Here is a 14,445-nt window from a genome sequence, read left to right as displayed (position 1 = left end):
AAGCGGCTACCGCTCCGGCCCACCGTGCGGCAGGATCTTCCGATGGAGCGTGATGTACGTCTGTTGCCCAAGGCCCACCTGCACCTGCACTTCACCGGGTCGATGCGGCCCACCACCCTGCTCGAACTGGCCGACAAGTACGGGGTCCACCTCCCGGACGCCCTGACCGGCGGCGAGCCGCCCAAGCTGCGGGCCACCGACGAGCGCGGCTGGTTCCGTTTCCAGCGGCTCTACGACATCGCCCGGTCCTGCCTGCGGTCCCCCGAGGACATCCACCGTCTGGTCCGCGAGAGCGCCCAGGAGGACGTCGCGGACGGCTCGGGCTGGCTGGAGATCCAGGTCGACCCCACCTCGTACGCCCCGCTGCTCGGCGGGCTGATCCCGGCCATCGAGATCATCCTCGACGCCGTGGACAGCGCCTCCCGGGACACCGGCCTGGGCATGCGCGTGGTGATCGCCGCCAACCGGATGAAGCACCCGCTGGACGCCCGGACCCTGGCGCGGCTGGCCGTGCGGTACGCCGACCGGGGCGTCGTGGGCTTCGGGCTCTCCAACGACGAGCGGCGGGGGATGGCCCGCGACTTCGACCGGGCCTTCGCCATCGCGCGGGACGGCGGCCTGCTGGCGGCTCCGCACGGCGGCGAGCTGGCCGGGCCGTCCAGTGTGCGCGACTGCCTCGACGACCTGGACGCCTCGCGCATCGGCCACGGCGTCCGGGCCGCCGAGGACCCCCGGCTGCTGCGCAAGCTCGCTGAGCGGGGGGTGACCTGCGAGGTCTGCCCGTCGTCCAATGTGGCGCTCGGCGTCTACGAGAAGCCCGCCGACGTCCCTCTGCGCACCCTGTTCGACGCGGGCGTGCCGCTGGCGCTGGGGGCGGACGACCCGCTGCTGTTCGGTTCGCGGCTGGCCGCCCAGTACGAGCTGGTGCGCCGTCACCACGGCTTCACCGACGAGGAGCTGGCCGAGCTGGCACGCCAGTCGGTACGGGGGTCGGCGGCGCCCGTCGACGTACGGGAGAAGCTGCTGTCGGGGATCGACGACTGGCTGGCTAGCTGATCCCGGCCAGCAGGGTGCGGGCGATCGCGGTGGCGAACTCGTCCAGGGGCTGCGGGGGCGTGCCGCCGGGGAGCGTGGAGTAGGCGAAGGCCCGCTGGGCGCAGGCGCCGAGGAGCAGGGAGGCGGCGGCGTAGGTGTCGGCGTCCGCCCGGATCCGACCTGCGTCCTGTTCGGCGCGCAGGTAGGCGTCGAGCTGCTGGATCGGGCGGTGGGGGCCGGTCCCCAGGTCGCGCATGCCCTGCTCGTGGCGGTGCTTGAGCTGGGGTTCGGCGTACAGGGAGGCGGCCATCGGGAAGGTCTGCTCGTAGAACAGGGCGGCCTGCCGGGCGATGTCGGTGAGGTGGTCCTCGATGCCGCCCTCTCCGGCGGCCAGGCCGCTCAGCAGGTTTCCGAGCTTGGGCAGCCGTTCGGCGAGGACGGTGACGAACAGCTCCTCCTTGCTGCTGAAGTGCTTGTAGAGCGCCGCCTCGGAGCAGTCGGCCGCCCGGGCGATCTCCTTGGTGGTGGTCCGGGCGAGGCCGATGGAGAGCATCAGGTCGTGGGCCGCGTCGACGATCCGCGCGCGGGCGGGCTTCTGGTCCATGAGTGCTCCAAGCGGGCGTGGGCCCGGGAAGTGTTGACGATCACACGGGGTTCGTCCACCCTAGAGGTTAGTGAACACTCACCCACCGAGGGGCGCACCATGAGACTCACCGTGTTCGGAGCGACCGGCGGTGTCGGCCGGGAGATCGTGGGGCAGGCACTGGCGGCGGGCCACGAGGTGACGGTCGTGGTCCGCGATCCCGCGGGGCTCCCGGAGTCCCTGGCGGGCGCCGCGCTGCACGCGGCCGTCCCGCTGGACGATGCGGCGGCGGTGCGGGGGGCGGTGGCCGGGCGGGACGCGGTGCTGTCCGGGCTGGGTTCGCGCGGCCGGAAGGCGAACGGGATCGCCGAGCGGCTGACCGGGCGGATCCTGACGGCGATGGAGGCCGAGGACGTACGGCGGCTGGTGGTGGTGAGCGCGGCGCCGGTCGGGCCCGAGGCGGTGGGAGATCCGCTGATGGACCGGCTGACGCGCAGGGTGATCGGGGCGATTCTGTCGGATCTGTACGCGGATCTCGCCCGGATGGAGGCGGTGCTGGCCCACAGTGCGGCGGACTGGACGTCGGTACGGCCCCCGAAGCTGACGAACGGTCCGCGCACCGGGGTCTACCGGCGGGTGGTGGGCGGTACGCCGCGCAGCGGCCGGTCGATCTCCCGGGCCGATGTGGCGCACGCGATGCTCGCGATGCTCGACGACCCGGGGACCGTGGAACAGGGCGTGGGCATCGCCTACTGAGCGGCTGCCGCGCCCGTACGGCTCACAGGCTGACGCCGACCGTCACCGGCTCGTTGACGAGGGTGACGCCGAAGGCGTCGTGGACCCCGGCGACGACTTCGCGGGCCAGGGCCAGAAGGTCTTCGGTGGTGGCCGTGCCCCGGTTGGTGAGGGCGAGGGTGTGCTTGGTGGAGATCCGGGCGGGGCCGTCGCCGTAGCCCTTGGTGAATCCGGCCCGGTCGATCAGCCAGGCCGCCGACGTCTTGGTGCGGCCGTCCCCGGCGGGGAACGCCGGAGGCGTCACGTCCGGGCCGAGGCGGTCGCGGACCCGGGTGAGGAAGTCCTCGTACGCGGCCGGTTCGAGGATCGGGTTGGTGAAGAAGGACCCTGCCGACCAGGTGTCGTGGTCCTCCGGGTCGAGCACCATGCCCTTGCCGGCGCGGAGCTTCAGCACGGTTTCCCGGGCCGCCGACGCGGGAACGCGCTCGCCCTGTTCGACGCCCATCGCCCTGGCCGTTTCGGGGTACCTCAGGGGCGCGGAAAGCCCGGCGGCCTCTTCCAGCTCGAATCGGACACGGAGCACCACGAAGCGGTCGGGTTCCGCCTTGAAGCGACTGTGGCGGTACGAGAAGGCGCACTCCGCGTTCGGAATCGTCACGGTCTCCCGGGTGCGCCGGTCGTAGGCGACGACTTCCGTGATCGTGGAGGACACCTCCTGCCCGTACGCCCCGACGTTCTGGATCGGCGTCGCGCCGGCGGAGCCGGGGATACCCGCCAGGCACTCGATGCCCGCGAGGCCCGCCTCGACGGTCCGGGCGACGGCGTCGGTCCACACCTCACCGGCGGCCAGCTCCAACGACGCTCCGGAGAGCGTGAACCCCTTGGTGGCGATGCGCACCGCGGTCCCGTCGAAGCCCTTGTCCCCGATGACCAGGTTCGAGCCGCCGCCGATCACCAGCAGCGAGGTACCGCTGTCGTCGGCCTCGCGCACGGCGGCGACCACCTCGGCGTCGGTCGTGGCCGTCAACAGCCGGGCGGCGGGGCCGCCGAGCCGGAAGGTGGTCAGGGGGGCGAGGGGGGCGTCGTGGAGTTCCTGCACGGGGACAAGAGTACGGTCCGTGGCTCCGCCCCCCGTGCGGGCCACGGACCGTGAGCCTCCCCCACCGGCTCAGGCGGCCACCGCGTCCCGTTCCGCGGCGTCCCGCGTCTCCGGGCCCCGGGCGGGCCCGGCCCCACTGCGGCGGCCCGGGATCAGGAGCGCGACGAGCGCGCCCAGGGCCACCGCTCCGGCCCCGATCCAGAGGGCGGGGACGGTCCCGTCCGCGAACAGCCGCGGCGAGCCGTAGCCGCCCCGCGCGGCGAAGACCGAGGCGAGGACCGCGACTCCGAGCGCACCGCCGACCTCCCGGAGCGCGTTGTTGGCCCCGGAGGCGATGCCCTGTTCCCCGGCGCGGACGCTGGACAGCACGAGGCTCGCGGCCGGCGCGAAGTACATCGCCATGCCGACCCCGCCGATGACCAGGGCGGGCAACTGGGCGGCGTAACTCACGTCCGGTTCGACGACCACGGCGAACAGGGTCAGCCCGAGGGCCTGGAGCGCCAGCCCGGCCACCACGACCGGCCGCCCCCCGAAGCGGTCGGAGAGATACCCGGCGAGCGGGGCGACGAGGATCGGCATCCCGGTCCAGGGCAGCATGCGCAGACCGGCCTCGGTGGGCGAGTGCCCCAGCCCGTTCTGGAGGAACTGGCTGAGCAGGAAGATCGACCCGAACATCCCGAAGAACATCAGCAGGCTCGCCACGTTGATCCCGAGGAAGGCCCGGCCCCGGAAGAGCCGCATCGGCAGCATCGGGTTCTCCGCCCGGTTGCCGTGGTGCACGAACAGGCCGAGCAGGGCCGTGCCCGCGATCAGCCCGGTCAGGACGAGAGGGCTGGTCCACCCATGGCTCGCGGTGTTGACCAGGGCGTAGACGATGCCGAAGAGGCCCGCGCTGACCAGGACCGTGCCGCGGATGTCCAGCGGCGCCCTGGGGGCGTACGACTCGGTGAGCCGCAGCCGGGCCAGCGGCAGCAGCAGCAGGCCGAGCGGCACGTTCAGCCAGAAGATCCACTGCCAGGAGATGTGCTCGGTCAGCGCACCGCCGATCAGCGGCCCGCTGGCCACGGCCACACCGTTCACCGCGCCGAAGAGGCCCAGCGCCGCGCCCCGCCGCTCGGGCGGAACGGCGGCACCGATCAGGGTGAGCGTCAGCGGCATCATGATCGCCGCGCCGACGCCCTGGACCGCCCGGAACGCGATGAGCTCCCCGATGCCCGGTGACAGGGCGGCCGCGGCGGAGGCGGCCGTGAAGACGCCGAGGCCGACCAGGAACAGCCGCCGCCTGCCGAAGCGGTCCCCGAGCGCCGCACCGAGCATCAGCAGCACGGCGAAGGTCAGGGTGTACGCGTTCACCGTCCACTCCAGCTCCTCCAGCCCGCCGCCGAGGCTCTCGCGGATGGAGGGAAGGGCGGTGGTGACGACGAGGTTGTCCAGGGCCGCCATGAATCCGGCGACGCTGGTGATGACGAGGGTCCAGACCGCTCTTCCGCGGTCCGCCTTGCCGTGCTGCTCGTTCATTTCTCCCCCTGCTGATCAGTTCCCGCCGATCAGAACTGGTAATTAGTTATTGATCACTAACTTCTACGGACAGAAATCCGGGCGGACCCGGAGCGCGCTGTTCACTCGGTGGGCCTGCCCGAGACGTAGAACCCCGACCAGACGCGGTGGTCGCCCGGAAAGCCGAGCGAGGCGAGCGTGTTGACGAGCATCCCGTACGCCAGGAACGTCGTCGTCTCACTCTCGTCGGCTCCGAGCGTGATGTGGACGTCGTCCCACATCCGCACCCAGGCCGCCCGCAGGGACTCGCCGAACGCATGGTCCCCGGCGGCCTCCGCCGCGGCGACGGCCGCGTACATCTGCATCTGCATCATCAGCTTCTCGCCGTCGTCGACGATCAGCTGCTGGTACGCCGCGGCCATGGCGTGCAGCGCCTCCTCCCCCTCCAGCCCCTTCGATGCCGCCGCGAACACCTGGCGGGTGTCCTCCAGGCAGCGTTCGGCGGCGGCGAGGAATATGGCCTGCTTGTTGGGGAAGAGCCGGAAGAGATACGGCTGGGAGACACCGACCCGCCGGGCGATCACCTCGGTGGACGTGCCGTTGTAGCCGCCGCGGGCGAACTCAGTGATCGCCGCCCGGACGACGCTCTCCCGCCGCTCCTCCGCACTCATCCTGACCATGAAGCTAAGTTATTGCCCAATCACTAACTTGGTCAAGGGGCCGGAGGGGCCGGGACGGAAGCAAGGGGCGCCCCCCACAGAGGGCACCCCCTACCGGCCCGGGACGCTCCCGGGCGCACAACCGGCGTACGCCTCAGGCGAGCCGCACGACGGCGCGGGACAGCCCCAGCACCTTCTTCCCGTCGCACATCGCGACCAGGTCCACGCGGACCAGGTTGTCCTCCAGCTTGGCCCCGACCTTGGCGCTGACCTCGATCAGCGCGCCCTTGTCGTCGTTGGGCACGACGACCGGCTTGGTGAACCGCACCCCGTAGTCGACGACCGCGCCCGGATCGCCGGCCCAGTCCGTGACCACGCGGATCGCCTCGGCCATCGTGAACATGCCGTGCGCGATCACGTCCGGCAGCCCGACCTCGCGCGCGAACTTCTCGTTCCAGTGGATCGGATTGAAGTCGCCCGACGCGCCCGCGTACTGCACGAGCGTCGCCCGCGTCACCGGGAACGACTGCGCGGGCAGTTCCGTACCGACCTCGACCGACTCGTAAGAGACCTTCGCCGTCATCACGCCTCCTCGGCGGCGCGCGCCACCAGCTTCGTCAACGCCGTCACGACCAGCTCACCGGCCTCGTCGCGCACATCCCCGCGGATGTCCAGAACATCGTTGCCCGCCAGGGACTTGATGCTCTCGATCGTCGACGTGACCGTCAGCCGGTCCCCCGCCCGCACCGGGCGCACGTACGAGAACTTCTGGTCACCGTGCACCACCCGGCTGTAGTCCAGGCCCAGCTGCGGGTCCTGCACCACTTCCCCGGCGGCCCGGTGGGTGATCGAGAAGACGAAGGTGGGCGGCGCGATCACGTCGGGATGGCCCAGTGCGCGGGCGGCCTCCACATCGACGTACGCCGGATGGGCATCGCCCACCGCCTCGGCGAACTCTCGGATCTTCTCCCGGCCGACCTCGTACGCCGGGGTGGGCGGATAGGTCCGCCCCACGAAGGACTGGTCGAGCGCCATGAGCTCGCTACCTCCTGATGGAAAGACGTGGAAAGACGAAGCGGGGGCGGCCCCGTGCGGGGAACGACCCCGTACAACGACACGAGGCCGCCCCCAGAGGGGACGGCCTCGTGTACGAGCCTGATTCAGCGCGTTTCGCGGTGCGCGGTGTGCGAGTTGCAGCGCGGGCAGTGCTTCTTCATCTCAAGACGGTCCGGGTTGTTACGCCGGTTCTTCTTGGTGATGTAGTTCCGCTCCTTGCACTCCACGCAGGCCAGCGTGATCTTCGGGCGGACGTCGGTGGCAGCCACGTGAGTGCTCCTTGGACGGATGGACGGATGAACGCATGAAAGAGTAGCCGATCGAAGGACCGACCCAACAATCGGCTACCGTTAGTAGCGGTGACCGGACTTGAACCGGTGACACAGCGATTATGAGCCGCTTGCTCTACCGACTGAGCTACACCGCTTTGATGATGAGTCACCCCGCCGAAGCGGGGTTTCCCGATCACCAGAGCCCCAATGCGGAATCGAACCGCAGACCTTCTCCTTACCATGGAGACGCTCTACCGACTGAGCTATTGGGGCGAGCGATGAAGACATTACACGGTCCTGGGCCGGTTGCCCAAATCCGTTTCGGTAGCGTCCCCCGGGGCCCTCTCCGGCCCCGCCCACACCCCCTGATCAGGCCTTGATCCAGCCCGCATCGCCTTCCGGACCGGACGTCGCCCGGGGCCGGAAAAGGCCCACCGGTACGACTATTGCGCTCTTCCCGGAAGCCGCCGTGCCAGGCGTCGCGGACCCGGCCATGATCGGCGGGACCCCTGAAGGCGTCCCGCCGGCGAGCCGGCACGACCGGCAGGACGCCCCCTGCGACAAGACACCCCCTCAAGGCCCGGCCCACTACTCCGCGTGATCTTGCCCCCCGCCCCCTTGCACCCCTTCCAGGAGCGCGATGCCCGACAGCCAGCCGCGGCGGCCCGACGACAACGCGCCGGACAGCGCCGACGCGGCCACCACCGCCGACACCCCCGCCCTCGTCCTCAGCGGCGCCCGGCTCATCGACGGCCGCACCGTCGACGTACGCCTCAGCGGCAGCCGCATCGAGGCCGTCGGGACCGCGGGGAGCCTCACCGCCCGGGGCTCCCGCATCGACCTCCGGGGCTATCTCCTGCTCCCCGCCCCCGCCGAACCCCACGCCCACAGCGACACCGCGCTCACCGCGGACAGCGCGGCCCCCGACAGCCCGGGCCCCGCCTCCCACCGCACCGAGGACATCCAGCGCCGCGCCACCGAGGCGGCGCTCCTCCAGCTCGGCCACGGCGCGACCGCCCTGCGCACCCACGTCCGCATCGGCGACGTCCAAGGCCTCGCCCCGCTCGAAGCCGTCCTACAGGCCCGGCGCTCCCTGCGCGGCCTCACCGACCTCACACCCGTCGCGGTCCCCCGCCTCCTCACCGGCGTCGCCGGGGCGGACGGCCTCGCGATGCTCCGCGACGCGGTGAAGATGGGTGCTGCGGTCGTCGGCGGCCGCCCCGACCTCGACCCGGACCCCATCGGCTACACCGAGGCCGTCCTGGAGGTCGCCGCCGAACACGGCTGCCCGGTGGACCTGCACACCGACGCCGACGACCCCGCCCGGCTGGGCCGGCTCGCCGCCATGGCCGCCGGACTGCGCCCCGGCGTCACGCTCGGCCCCTGTTCGGGACTGGCCCATCTGCCCCGGGACATCGCCGCCCGCGCCGCCGACCAGCTCGCCGCCGCGGGGATCACCGTCGTCTGCCTGCCCCAGGGCGGCTGCACCGGCGCGGAACGCCGTACGACCGCCCCCGTACGCCTCCTGCGCTCCGCCGGCGTACGCCTCACGGCGGGCAGCGGGGCGCTGCGCGACACCGCGAACCCGGTCGGCCGCGGCGACCCCCTCGAAGCGGCGTACCTCCTCGCCTCGCAGATCGGACTGCGCGCCGAACAGGCGTACGCGATGGTCTCCGCCACCGCCCGCGCCGCCCTCTGCCTGCCCAGCGTGCGCGTCGAGGCGGGCTTCCCGGCCGAACTCCTCGCCGTACGGGGCGAACGGCTCTCCGCCGCGCTCTCCCTCGCCTACAGCCGCATCGTCATCCACCGCGGCCGCGTCGTCGCCCGCACCAGCGCCGTACGCGAGTACTGCGACTCCGACCCGGACTCCGACGCCGCCACGGGCCCCGGCCTCCCGCGCCAGGGGCGACCCGACTCCGGTACGGGGCCCAGGAACTGAGCGGGAGGCTGCCTCCGGGCGTACGGTCGGAGGTATGCGCATTGTCATCGCAGGTGGACACGGACAGATCGCACTGCGGCTGGAGCGGCTGCTCGCCGCACGCGGGGATGAAGCCGTAGGGATCATCCGCAACCCCCAGCAGAGCCAGGACCTCATCGAAGCCGGTGCCCAACCCGCCGTGCTGGACCTCGAATCGGCCACCGTCGAACAGGCCGCGGAGGTCCTGCGCGGCGCCGACGCGGCCGTCTTCGCGGCGGGCGCGGGCCCCAACAGCGGCACCGCCCGCAAGGACACCGTCGACCGCGCCGCGGCCGTGCTGTTCGCCGACGCGGCCGAGGCGGCGGGCGTCCGCCGCTACGTCGTCGTCTCCTCCATGGGCGCCGACCCCGATCACCCCGGCGACGAGGTCTTCGACGTCTACCTGCGGGCCAAGGGCGCCGCCGACGCCGACGTACGCTCCCGTACCGCACTGGACTGGACGATCCTGCGCCCCGGCATGCTCACCAGCGACGCGGGCACCGGACGGGTCCTCCTCGCCGCGTCGACCGGCCGCGGCCCCATCCCCCGCGACGACGTGGCGGCCACGCTGCTGGAGCTGCTGGACACCCCGGCGACGGCGGGCCTCACTCTGGAGGCGATCTCGGGGAACGTGCCGATCGCGGTGGCCGTGAAGGACGTCGCGGGCAACTGACCGGCGTCCGGGCCGGGGTCCGGAAAGGCCCGCAAGGCCCCCTGCCGGATCCCGGGAAGGCCCCCGGCAACGAGGAAGCCCCCGACCAGAAGGACTGGTCGGGGGCTTCGTTCGCGTGGCGGCGCCAGGGTTCGAACCTGGGTAGGCTGAGCCGGCAGATTTACAGTCTGCTCCCTTTGGCCACTCGGGCACACCGCCTCGAACGACGCGTCGGATCTCGTGCTGATCTCCTTGGCGACGACGTAAACAATACCTGATGGCCAGGGGTGCTCCGCCACCCGATTGTTCCGCAGCCGGAGGGGACAGCCCTTGGGCCCTCCCGTTCGGGTCGGACCGGATCCCGGCCCCGGCGGAGCCCGGTATGGCCCGAACGCGAGGGCCTAGGCTTTGCGCTGTAACCCCCAGCATTCGACGCAAGGAGCCACACGTCATGGCCGACTCCAGTTTCGACATCGTCTCGAAGGTCGAGCGGCAGGAGGTCGACAACGCCCTCAACCAGGCCGCCAAGGAGATCTCCCAGCGCTACGACTTCAAGGGCACGGGCGCCTCGATCACGTGGTCGGGCGAGAAGATCCTGATGGAGGCGAACGGCGAGGAGCGCGTCAAGGCCATCCTCGACATCTTCCAGTCCAAGCTGATCAAGCGCGGCATCTCGCTGAAGTCGCTGGACGCCGGCGAGCCTCAGCTGTCCGGCAAGGAGTACAAGATCTTCGCCTCGATCGAGGAAGGCATCTCCCAGGAGAACGCCAAGAAGGTGGCGAAGGTGATCCGCGACGAGGGCCCGAAGGGCGTCAAGGCGCAGGTCCAGGGAGACGAGCTGCGCGTCAGCTCGAAGAGCCGGGACGACCTCCAGGCCGTTCAGGCGCTCTTGAAGGGCAAGGACTTCGACTTCGCGATCCAGTTCGTGAACTACCGGTAGTCGACCGCGCCGTGGGGGCACCCCGTCGAGATCGGCCTCGACGGGGTGCCCGCTCCGTTTCCGGACCTGGGCGTGATGTCCGAATACCGCCAGTGGCCGGACGGCGGGGAGGCGCAGACTGGCCGTACGGATCGGGGACGAACAGCGAGGCGGGACGACGGCATGACGACGATCTACGCGCGGGTGGACAGCCCGCTGGGCGAGTTGCTGCTGGTCGGCGAGGTGCCGGGCGGCTCCGGTGCGGCCGGGGGCGCGGGGGTCCGATTGCGGTCGCTGTCGGTGCCCGGGCAGAAGGGCGGGGCGGTCGTCCAGGACGGATGGCAGCACGCCCCCGAGGCGTTCACGGAGATCACCGGGCAGCTGGAGGCGTACTTCACGGGGCGCTCGACACGCTTCGACGTGGCGTTCGCCCAGGGCGTGGGTACGGAATTCCAGCGCCGGGTCTGGGAGGCGCTGGAGTCGATCCCGTACGGCAGGACGGTGTCGTACGGGGAGGTCGCCGCGCAGGTCGGGGCGTCGGGCGCCGGGGTGCGTGCGGTGGGCACGGCGATCGGGCGCAATCCGTTGCTGGTCGTCCGCCCGTGCCACCGGGTGATCGGGGCGGACGGGGCCCTGCGGGGGTACGCGGGCGGGCTGGAGCGGAAGAAGTTGCTGCTGGGGCTTGAGGGCGCGGTGGGCTGAGCCGTGTCCCGTGAGGTTCCGCAGGCGTCGGACGGGCTCTTCCGACGGCCGCGGAGGGCTGTCGCGCCGGGTGCCGTGCATGTGCCGGAGTGGCTGCCGGTGGAGCGGCGGGCCGAGCTGGTGTCGGCGTGCCGGGAGTGGGCGCGGGGTCCGGTTCCGCTGCGGCACACGGCGCTGCCGGGCGGCGGGGTGATGTCGGTGCGGACGGTGTGCCTGGGGTGGCACTGGCAGCCGTACCGGTACGCGCGTACGGCGGACGACGTGAACGGCGCCCGGGTGGCAGCGTTCCCGGACTGGCTGGCCGATCTGGGGCGGGCGGCGGTGGCCGAGGCGTACCAGGACGACCGTGCGGCGGAGGCGTTCGCTCCGGATACCGCGTTGATCAATTTCTACGACGACGCCGCGCGGATGGGGATGCACCAGGACAAGGAGGAGCGGTCAGGTGCTCCTGTGGTGTCGTTGAGCATCGGGGCGACGTGCGTGTTCCGCTTCGGGAACACGGAGGGGCGTGGACGGCCCTACACGGACGTGGAGTTGGTGTCCGGCGATCTCTTCGTCTTCGGCGGGCCGTCGCGTTTCGCGTTCCACGGGGTGCCGAAGGTGTACGCGGGATCGGCCGACCCTGCGGCGGGAATGCGGGTCGGCCGATTGAACCTCACGTTGCGGGAGACCGGACTGCGCTGACCGGCGTACGGCATTGAGCTGACGGCGTGCGTCAGCGGCGTTCGCGGGAGTTGCCGAACAGCAGCCGGTAGGCGATGAGCAGGACCAGCGAACCGGCGATGGCCGCGAGCCAGGTCGCCGTGTCGTAGAAGTCGTTACTGATGGGGCGGTCGAGGAAGTGGCTGGAGAGCCAGCCTCCGACGAAGGCCCCGGCGATGCCGATGAGGGTGGTGCCGATGATGCCGCCCGGGTCGCGTCCCGGGAGGAGGATTTTCGCTATGACTCCGGCGACCAGCCCGAGAATGATCCAACTGATGATGCCCATGTCGCTGCACCTACCCCTTGCTTCGTCCTGAAACCCAAGACGCGGCGGGCAGGTGTTCGGTTGCACAGCGGCTCGGCAGGGCTGCCTTCCGCAGGGCGGCATCCCCCAGGGCGGTCTTCCGCAGGCGGCATCCCTCACGACGGCCTCCAGTACGCGGATGTCGTCGGCGTTCTTCTCGGCGATCAGCCGGAGCTGACGGGCCGTGCGTTCTCTGTCGACGGCGGTCGACGTTATGCGGTCGTGCGGGGATCGTCAGCCGGATTCTTCGGCTCCGCCTCAGCCTGTGGCAGGCGGCCGTGCCGGACTAGCGGGTGGCGAAGGGCTGGTCCGTCGGAACGATCTCCTTGCCGAAGGGCATGAGGGAGACCGGGATCAGCTTGAAGTTGGCGATGCCCAGCGGGATACCGATGATCGTGATGCACAGGGCGATGCCGGTGGTGATGTGGCCGAGGGCGAGCCACCATCCGGCGAGGATCAGCCAGAGGACGTTCCCCGCGCAGGACGGCGACCCGGCGTCCCGGCGGTCGACGACGGTGTAGCCGAACGGCCAGAGGGCGTAGACGCCGATCCGGAAGGCGGCCACGCCGAAGGGGATGCCGATGATCGTGATGCAGAGCAGGACGCCTGCGAGCAGATAGCCGAGGAACATCCAGAAGCCGCAGAGGATGAGCCAGATGACATTCAGGATGGTTTTCACGGGCGACGACCTGCCATCTGTTCTAGTCGGGCGATGCGCTCCGCCATCGGCGGGTGTGTCGAGAACATTCTCGCCATCCCCTGACCGGGCCGGAAGGGGTTCGCGATCATCATGTGGCTCGCGGTCTCGATCTTCGGCTCGGGCGGCAGCGGCAGCTGCTTCGTCCCGGCGTCCAGCTTACGCAGGGCGCTGGCGAGGGCGAGCGGGTCCCCGGTGAGCTGGGCCCCGGAGGCGTCGGCCTCGTACTCACGCGAGCGGCTGACGGCGAGCTGGATGACCGAGGCGGCGAGCGGCCCCAGAATCATGATCAGGAGCATGCCGAGCAGGCCGGGGCCCTCGTCGTCGTTGGAGCGGCCCACCGGGATGAGCCAGGCGAAATTGACCAGGAACATCACGACGGAGGCGAGGGCTCCGGCCACGGACGAGATGAGGATGTCCCGGTTGTAGACGTGGCTCAGCTCATGGCCGAGGACACCGCGCAGCTCGCGTTCGTCGAGGATCTGGAGGATGCCCTCGGTGCAGCAGACGGCGGCGTTGCGCGGATTGCGGCCGGTGGCGAACGCGTTGGGCGCCTGCGTCGGGGAGATGTAGAGGCGCGGCATGGGCTGTCGGGCCGCCGTGGAGAGCTCGCGGACGATGCGGTAGAGCTGCGGGGCCTCGAATTCGCTGACGGGGCGGGCCCGCATGGCCCGCAGGGCCAGCTTGTCGCTGTTCCAGTACGCGTACGCGTTGGTGCCCAGGGCCACCAGAAGCGCGACGAACAGGCCGGCGCGTCCGAAGAAGCTGCCGATGACGATGATGAGTGCGGACAGTCCCCCGAGGAGTACGGCGGTCTTCAGCCCGTTGTGCCGGCGGTGCACGGTACGCCCTCCAAGTGGTGCAGCAGGGGAACCCTTTGCATGGTGGTGCTCCACTCCCCAGTGGAGCCTCCCGTACTGGTCAACGCCAGGCGACAGGAGCTAGTTCCCTTGTGCGTGCGGCCGGAGGGCGGGGCTGGGCGGCGTGTTCAGGCCGGTCCGGCCCCCGGGCCCGTACGGGATGGCACTGGGCCGTACGGGTGGCGGGGCGTCCTGCTTGTGGTGCGGTGGGGTCAGTGCTGCTGGACGGGGAGCTTGGCGAGGGAGAGCGCCTCGGATTCGGGCTCGACCTCACTGGTGCAGTGGCCGCAGCGGGAGGCGATGGCGGGGATCTCGCTGAAGCAACGGGGGCAGTCGCGCAGGGCAGCCTTGATGTCGACGGCCTCTTCCTTGGCGAAGCGGTTCTGCACCTTGGTCATGGGGACCACGACACAGAAGTAGAGGACCGCGGCGGTGATGAGGAAGGCGATGGCGGCGGCGAGGAACTTTCCGTACGGGAAGATCGCTCCCTCGACGGTGAACTCCGCCGTGCTGAAGTCGCCGACCGAGCCGGTGGCGAGGCCGATCAGCGGGGTGATGAAGGCGGTGCTGAAGCCCGTGACGACGGCGGTGAACGCCGCGCCGACCGCGAGCCCGATCGCCATCGAGATGACGTTTCCGCGCAGGATGAAGTCCTTGAACCCGTTCAGCACTGCTCTCTCTCCTCGTGTCCTGGTACGTCTTCGCCGTGTACGTGA

At 71.0% G+C, this 14,445-nt stretch carries 18 protein-coding genes and 3 tRNA genes; 7 read left to right on the top strand and 14 right to left on the bottom strand.

All coding sequences use genetic code 11. The features are described from left to right. Positions 1 to 42: 42 nt before the first annotated feature. On the top strand, positions 43 to 1,056 hold the full coding sequence (locus RI138_RS19980; protein ID WP_311121045.1) for an adenosine deaminase: 1,014 nt from the start codon (positions 43 to 45) through the stop codon (positions 1,054 to 1,056). Here the strand turns inward: RI138_RS19980 and RI138_RS19975 are convergent. Beyond that, positions 1,049 to 1,639: a TetR/AcrR family transcriptional regulator gene (locus RI138_RS19975; protein WP_311121044.1), complete on the bottom strand. Its 591-nt coding sequence runs from the start codon at positions 1,637 to 1,639 to the stop codon at positions 1,049 to 1,051. The genes RI138_RS19980 and RI138_RS19975 overlap by 8 nt on opposite strands. 99 nt (positions 1,640 to 1,738) lie before the next feature. On the opposite strand from RI138_RS19975, the gene RI138_RS19970 reads away from it, so the two are divergent. After that, positions 1,739 to 2,374, top strand: coding sequence for an NAD(P)-dependent oxidoreductase (locus RI138_RS19970; protein WP_311121043.1), 636 nt, complete (start codon positions 1,739 to 1,741; stop codon positions 2,372 to 2,374). 22 nt (positions 2,375 to 2,396) lie between these two features. Here RI138_RS19970 and RI138_RS19965 read toward each other — a convergent pair whose 3' ends face one another. The 8 genes from RI138_RS19965 to RI138_RS19930 all read right to left on the bottom strand — a co-directional run bounded on the left by RI138_RS19965 (position 2,397) and on the right by RI138_RS19930 (position 7,209). Further along, positions 2,397 to 3,452 (bottom strand): UDP-N-acetylmuramate dehydrogenase, encoded by a 1,056-nt coding sequence (locus RI138_RS19965; protein WP_311121042.1) that lies wholly within the window; start codon positions 3,450 to 3,452, stop codon positions 2,397 to 2,399. 69 nt (positions 3,453 to 3,521) lie between these two features. Next, entirely contained in the window at positions 3,522 to 4,970 is a 1,449-nt protein-coding gene (locus RI138_RS19960; protein ID WP_311121041.1) for an MFS transporter, read from the bottom strand. 101 nt (positions 4,971 to 5,071) lie between these two features. Beyond that, complete coding sequence (locus RI138_RS19955) at positions 5,072 to 5,620, bottom strand: TetR/AcrR family transcriptional regulator (RefSeq protein ID WP_311122948.1); 549 nt, start codon at positions 5,618 to 5,620, stop codon at positions 5,072 to 5,074. 142 nt (positions 5,621 to 5,762) lie between these two features. Beyond that, positions 5,763 to 6,191, bottom strand: a complete 429-nt coding sequence (locus RI138_RS19950) for a MaoC family dehydratase (RefSeq protein WP_311121040.1) — start codon at positions 6,189 to 6,191, stop codon at positions 5,763 to 5,765. Next, the gene (locus tag RI138_RS19945; protein ID WP_096625000.1) at positions 6,191 to 6,643 is read right to left on the bottom strand and encodes a MaoC family dehydratase N-terminal domain-containing protein; all 453 of its coding nucleotides are present in this window, start codon (positions 6,641 to 6,643) and stop codon (positions 6,191 to 6,193) included. The genes RI138_RS19950 and RI138_RS19945 overlap by 1 nt, the downstream gene beginning before the upstream one ends. A gap of 125 nt (positions 6,644 to 6,768) precedes the next feature. Next, positions 6,769 to 6,933 (bottom strand): 50S ribosomal protein L33, encoded by a 165-nt coding sequence (rpmG, locus tag RI138_RS19940; protein ID WP_003956487.1) that lies wholly within the window; start codon positions 6,931 to 6,933, stop codon positions 6,769 to 6,771. Between the two features lie 85 nt (positions 6,934 to 7,018). After that, positions 7,019 to 7,091, bottom strand: a tRNA-Met gene (locus RI138_RS19935). Positions 7,092 to 7,136: 45 nt separating this feature from the next. Beyond that, a tRNA-Thr gene (locus RI138_RS19930) sits at positions 7,137 to 7,209 on the bottom strand. A gap of 367 nt (positions 7,210 to 7,576) precedes the next feature. Here RI138_RS19930 and RI138_RS19925 point away from each other — a divergent pair. Together RI138_RS19925 and RI138_RS19920 are read left to right on the top strand one after the other, a co-directional pair. Beyond that, positions 7,577 to 8,875, top strand: a complete 1,299-nt coding sequence (locus tag RI138_RS19925) for an amidohydrolase family protein (protein WP_311121039.1) — start codon at positions 7,577 to 7,579, stop codon at positions 8,873 to 8,875. 34 nt (positions 8,876 to 8,909) lie between these two features. Then, positions 8,910 to 9,566, top strand: a complete 657-nt coding sequence (locus RI138_RS19920) for an NAD(P)H-binding protein (RefSeq protein WP_311121038.1) — start codon at positions 8,910 to 8,912, stop codon at positions 9,564 to 9,566. A 116-nt stretch (positions 9,567 to 9,682) separates the two neighbouring features. Here the strand turns inward: RI138_RS19920 and RI138_RS19915 are convergent. Then, positions 9,683 to 9,764: transfer RNA gene (locus RI138_RS19915), tRNA-Tyr, on the bottom strand. A gap of 232 nt (positions 9,765 to 9,996) precedes the next feature. Between RI138_RS19915 and RI138_RS19910 the strand changes: the two genes are divergently transcribed. From RI138_RS19910 to RI138_RS19900, 3 genes are all read left to right on the top strand, one after another. Beyond that, positions 9,997 to 10,485, top strand: a complete 489-nt coding sequence (locus tag RI138_RS19910) for a YajQ family cyclic di-GMP-binding protein (RefSeq protein ID WP_096624994.1) — start codon at positions 9,997 to 9,999, stop codon at positions 10,483 to 10,485. A gap of 162 nt (positions 10,486 to 10,647) precedes the next feature. Beyond that, positions 10,648 to 11,166, top strand: a complete 519-nt coding sequence (locus RI138_RS19905; RefSeq protein WP_311121037.1) for a methylated-DNA--[protein]-cysteine S-methyltransferase — start codon at positions 10,648 to 10,650, stop codon at positions 11,164 to 11,166. Between the two features lie 75 nt (positions 11,167 to 11,241). Continuing rightward, complete coding sequence (locus RI138_RS19900) at positions 11,242 to 11,850, top strand: alpha-ketoglutarate-dependent dioxygenase AlkB family protein (RefSeq protein WP_311121036.1); 609 nt, start codon at positions 11,242 to 11,244, stop codon at positions 11,848 to 11,850. Between the two features lie 31 nt (positions 11,851 to 11,881). Here RI138_RS19900 and RI138_RS19895 read toward each other — a convergent pair whose 3' ends face one another. From RI138_RS19895 to mscL, 4 genes are all read right to left on the bottom strand, one after another. Beyond that, on the bottom strand, positions 11,882 to 12,154 hold the full coding sequence (locus RI138_RS19895; RefSeq protein WP_096624990.1) for a GlsB/YeaQ/YmgE family stress response membrane protein: 273 nt from the start codon (positions 12,152 to 12,154) through the stop codon (positions 11,882 to 11,884). A gap of 304 nt (positions 12,155 to 12,458) precedes the next feature. Next, complete coding sequence (locus RI138_RS19890; RefSeq protein WP_006126851.1) at positions 12,459 to 12,851, bottom strand: YccF domain-containing protein; 393 nt, start codon at positions 12,849 to 12,851, stop codon at positions 12,459 to 12,461. Then, positions 12,848 to 13,711 carry a zinc metalloprotease HtpX gene (gene htpX, locus RI138_RS19885; RefSeq protein ID WP_311121035.1) on the bottom strand — a complete coding sequence of 288 codons (864 nt, stop codon included), beginning with the start codon at positions 13,709 to 13,711 and terminating at the stop codon, positions 12,848 to 12,850. Before htpX ends, RI138_RS19890 begins: the two co-directional genes overlap by 4 nt. Before the next feature lie 230 nt (positions 13,712 to 13,941). Then, entirely contained in the window at positions 13,942 to 14,400 is a 459-nt protein-coding gene (mscL, locus tag RI138_RS19880) for a large conductance mechanosensitive channel protein MscL (RefSeq protein ID WP_311121034.1), read from the bottom strand. Between the last annotated feature and the right edge of the window lie 45 nt (positions 14,401 to 14,445).

Origin of the sequence: Streptomyces durocortorensis, from assembly GCF_031760065.1 — a bacterium.
Lineage (GTDB): Bacteria > Actinomycetota > Actinomycetes > Streptomycetales > Streptomycetaceae > Streptomyces.
Note: the sequence above shows the minus strand (reverse complement) of the source record. Positions and strands in the feature narration are given on the sequence as shown.

Coding starts and splice junctions, on each gene's coding strand:
- RI138_RS19980 (WP_311121045.1), top strand. CDS start 43: ATGGAGCGTGATGTACGTCTGTTGCCCAAGGCCCACCTGCACCTGCAC.
- RI138_RS19975 (WP_311121044.1), bottom strand. CDS start 1,639: ATGGACCAGAAGCCCGCCCGCGCGCGGATCGTCGACGCGGCCCACGAC.
- RI138_RS19970 (WP_311121043.1), top strand. CDS start 1,739: ATGAGACTCACCGTGTTCGGAGCGACCGGCGGTGTCGGCCGGGAGATC.
- RI138_RS19960 (WP_311121041.1), bottom strand. CDS start 4,970: ATGAACGAGCAGCACGGCAAGGCGGACCGCGGAAGAGCGGTCTGGACC.
- RI138_RS19955 (WP_311122948.1), bottom strand. CDS start 5,620: ATGAGTGCGGAGGAGCGGCGGGAGAGCGTCGTCCGGGCGGCGATCACT.
- RI138_RS19950 (WP_311121040.1), bottom strand. CDS start 6,191: ATGACGGCGAAGGTCTCTTACGAGTCGGTCGAGGTCGGTACGGAACTG.
- RI138_RS19945 (WP_096625000.1), bottom strand. CDS start 6,643: ATGGCGCTCGACCAGTCCTTCGTGGGGCGGACCTATCCGCCCACCCCG.
- RI138_RS19925 (WP_311121039.1), top strand. CDS start 7,577: ATGCCCGACAGCCAGCCGCGGCGGCCCGACGACAACGCGCCGGACAGC.
- RI138_RS19920 (WP_311121038.1), top strand. CDS start 8,910: ATGCGCATTGTCATCGCAGGTGGACACGGACAGATCGCACTGCGGCTG.
- RI138_RS19910 (WP_096624994.1), top strand. CDS start 9,997: ATGGCCGACTCCAGTTTCGACATCGTCTCGAAGGTCGAGCGGCAGGAG.
- RI138_RS19905 (WP_311121037.1), top strand. CDS start 10,648: ATGACGACGATCTACGCGCGGGTGGACAGCCCGCTGGGCGAGTTGCTG.
- RI138_RS19895 (WP_096624990.1), bottom strand. CDS start 12,154: ATGGGCATCATCAGTTGGATCATTCTCGGGCTGGTCGCCGGAGTCATA.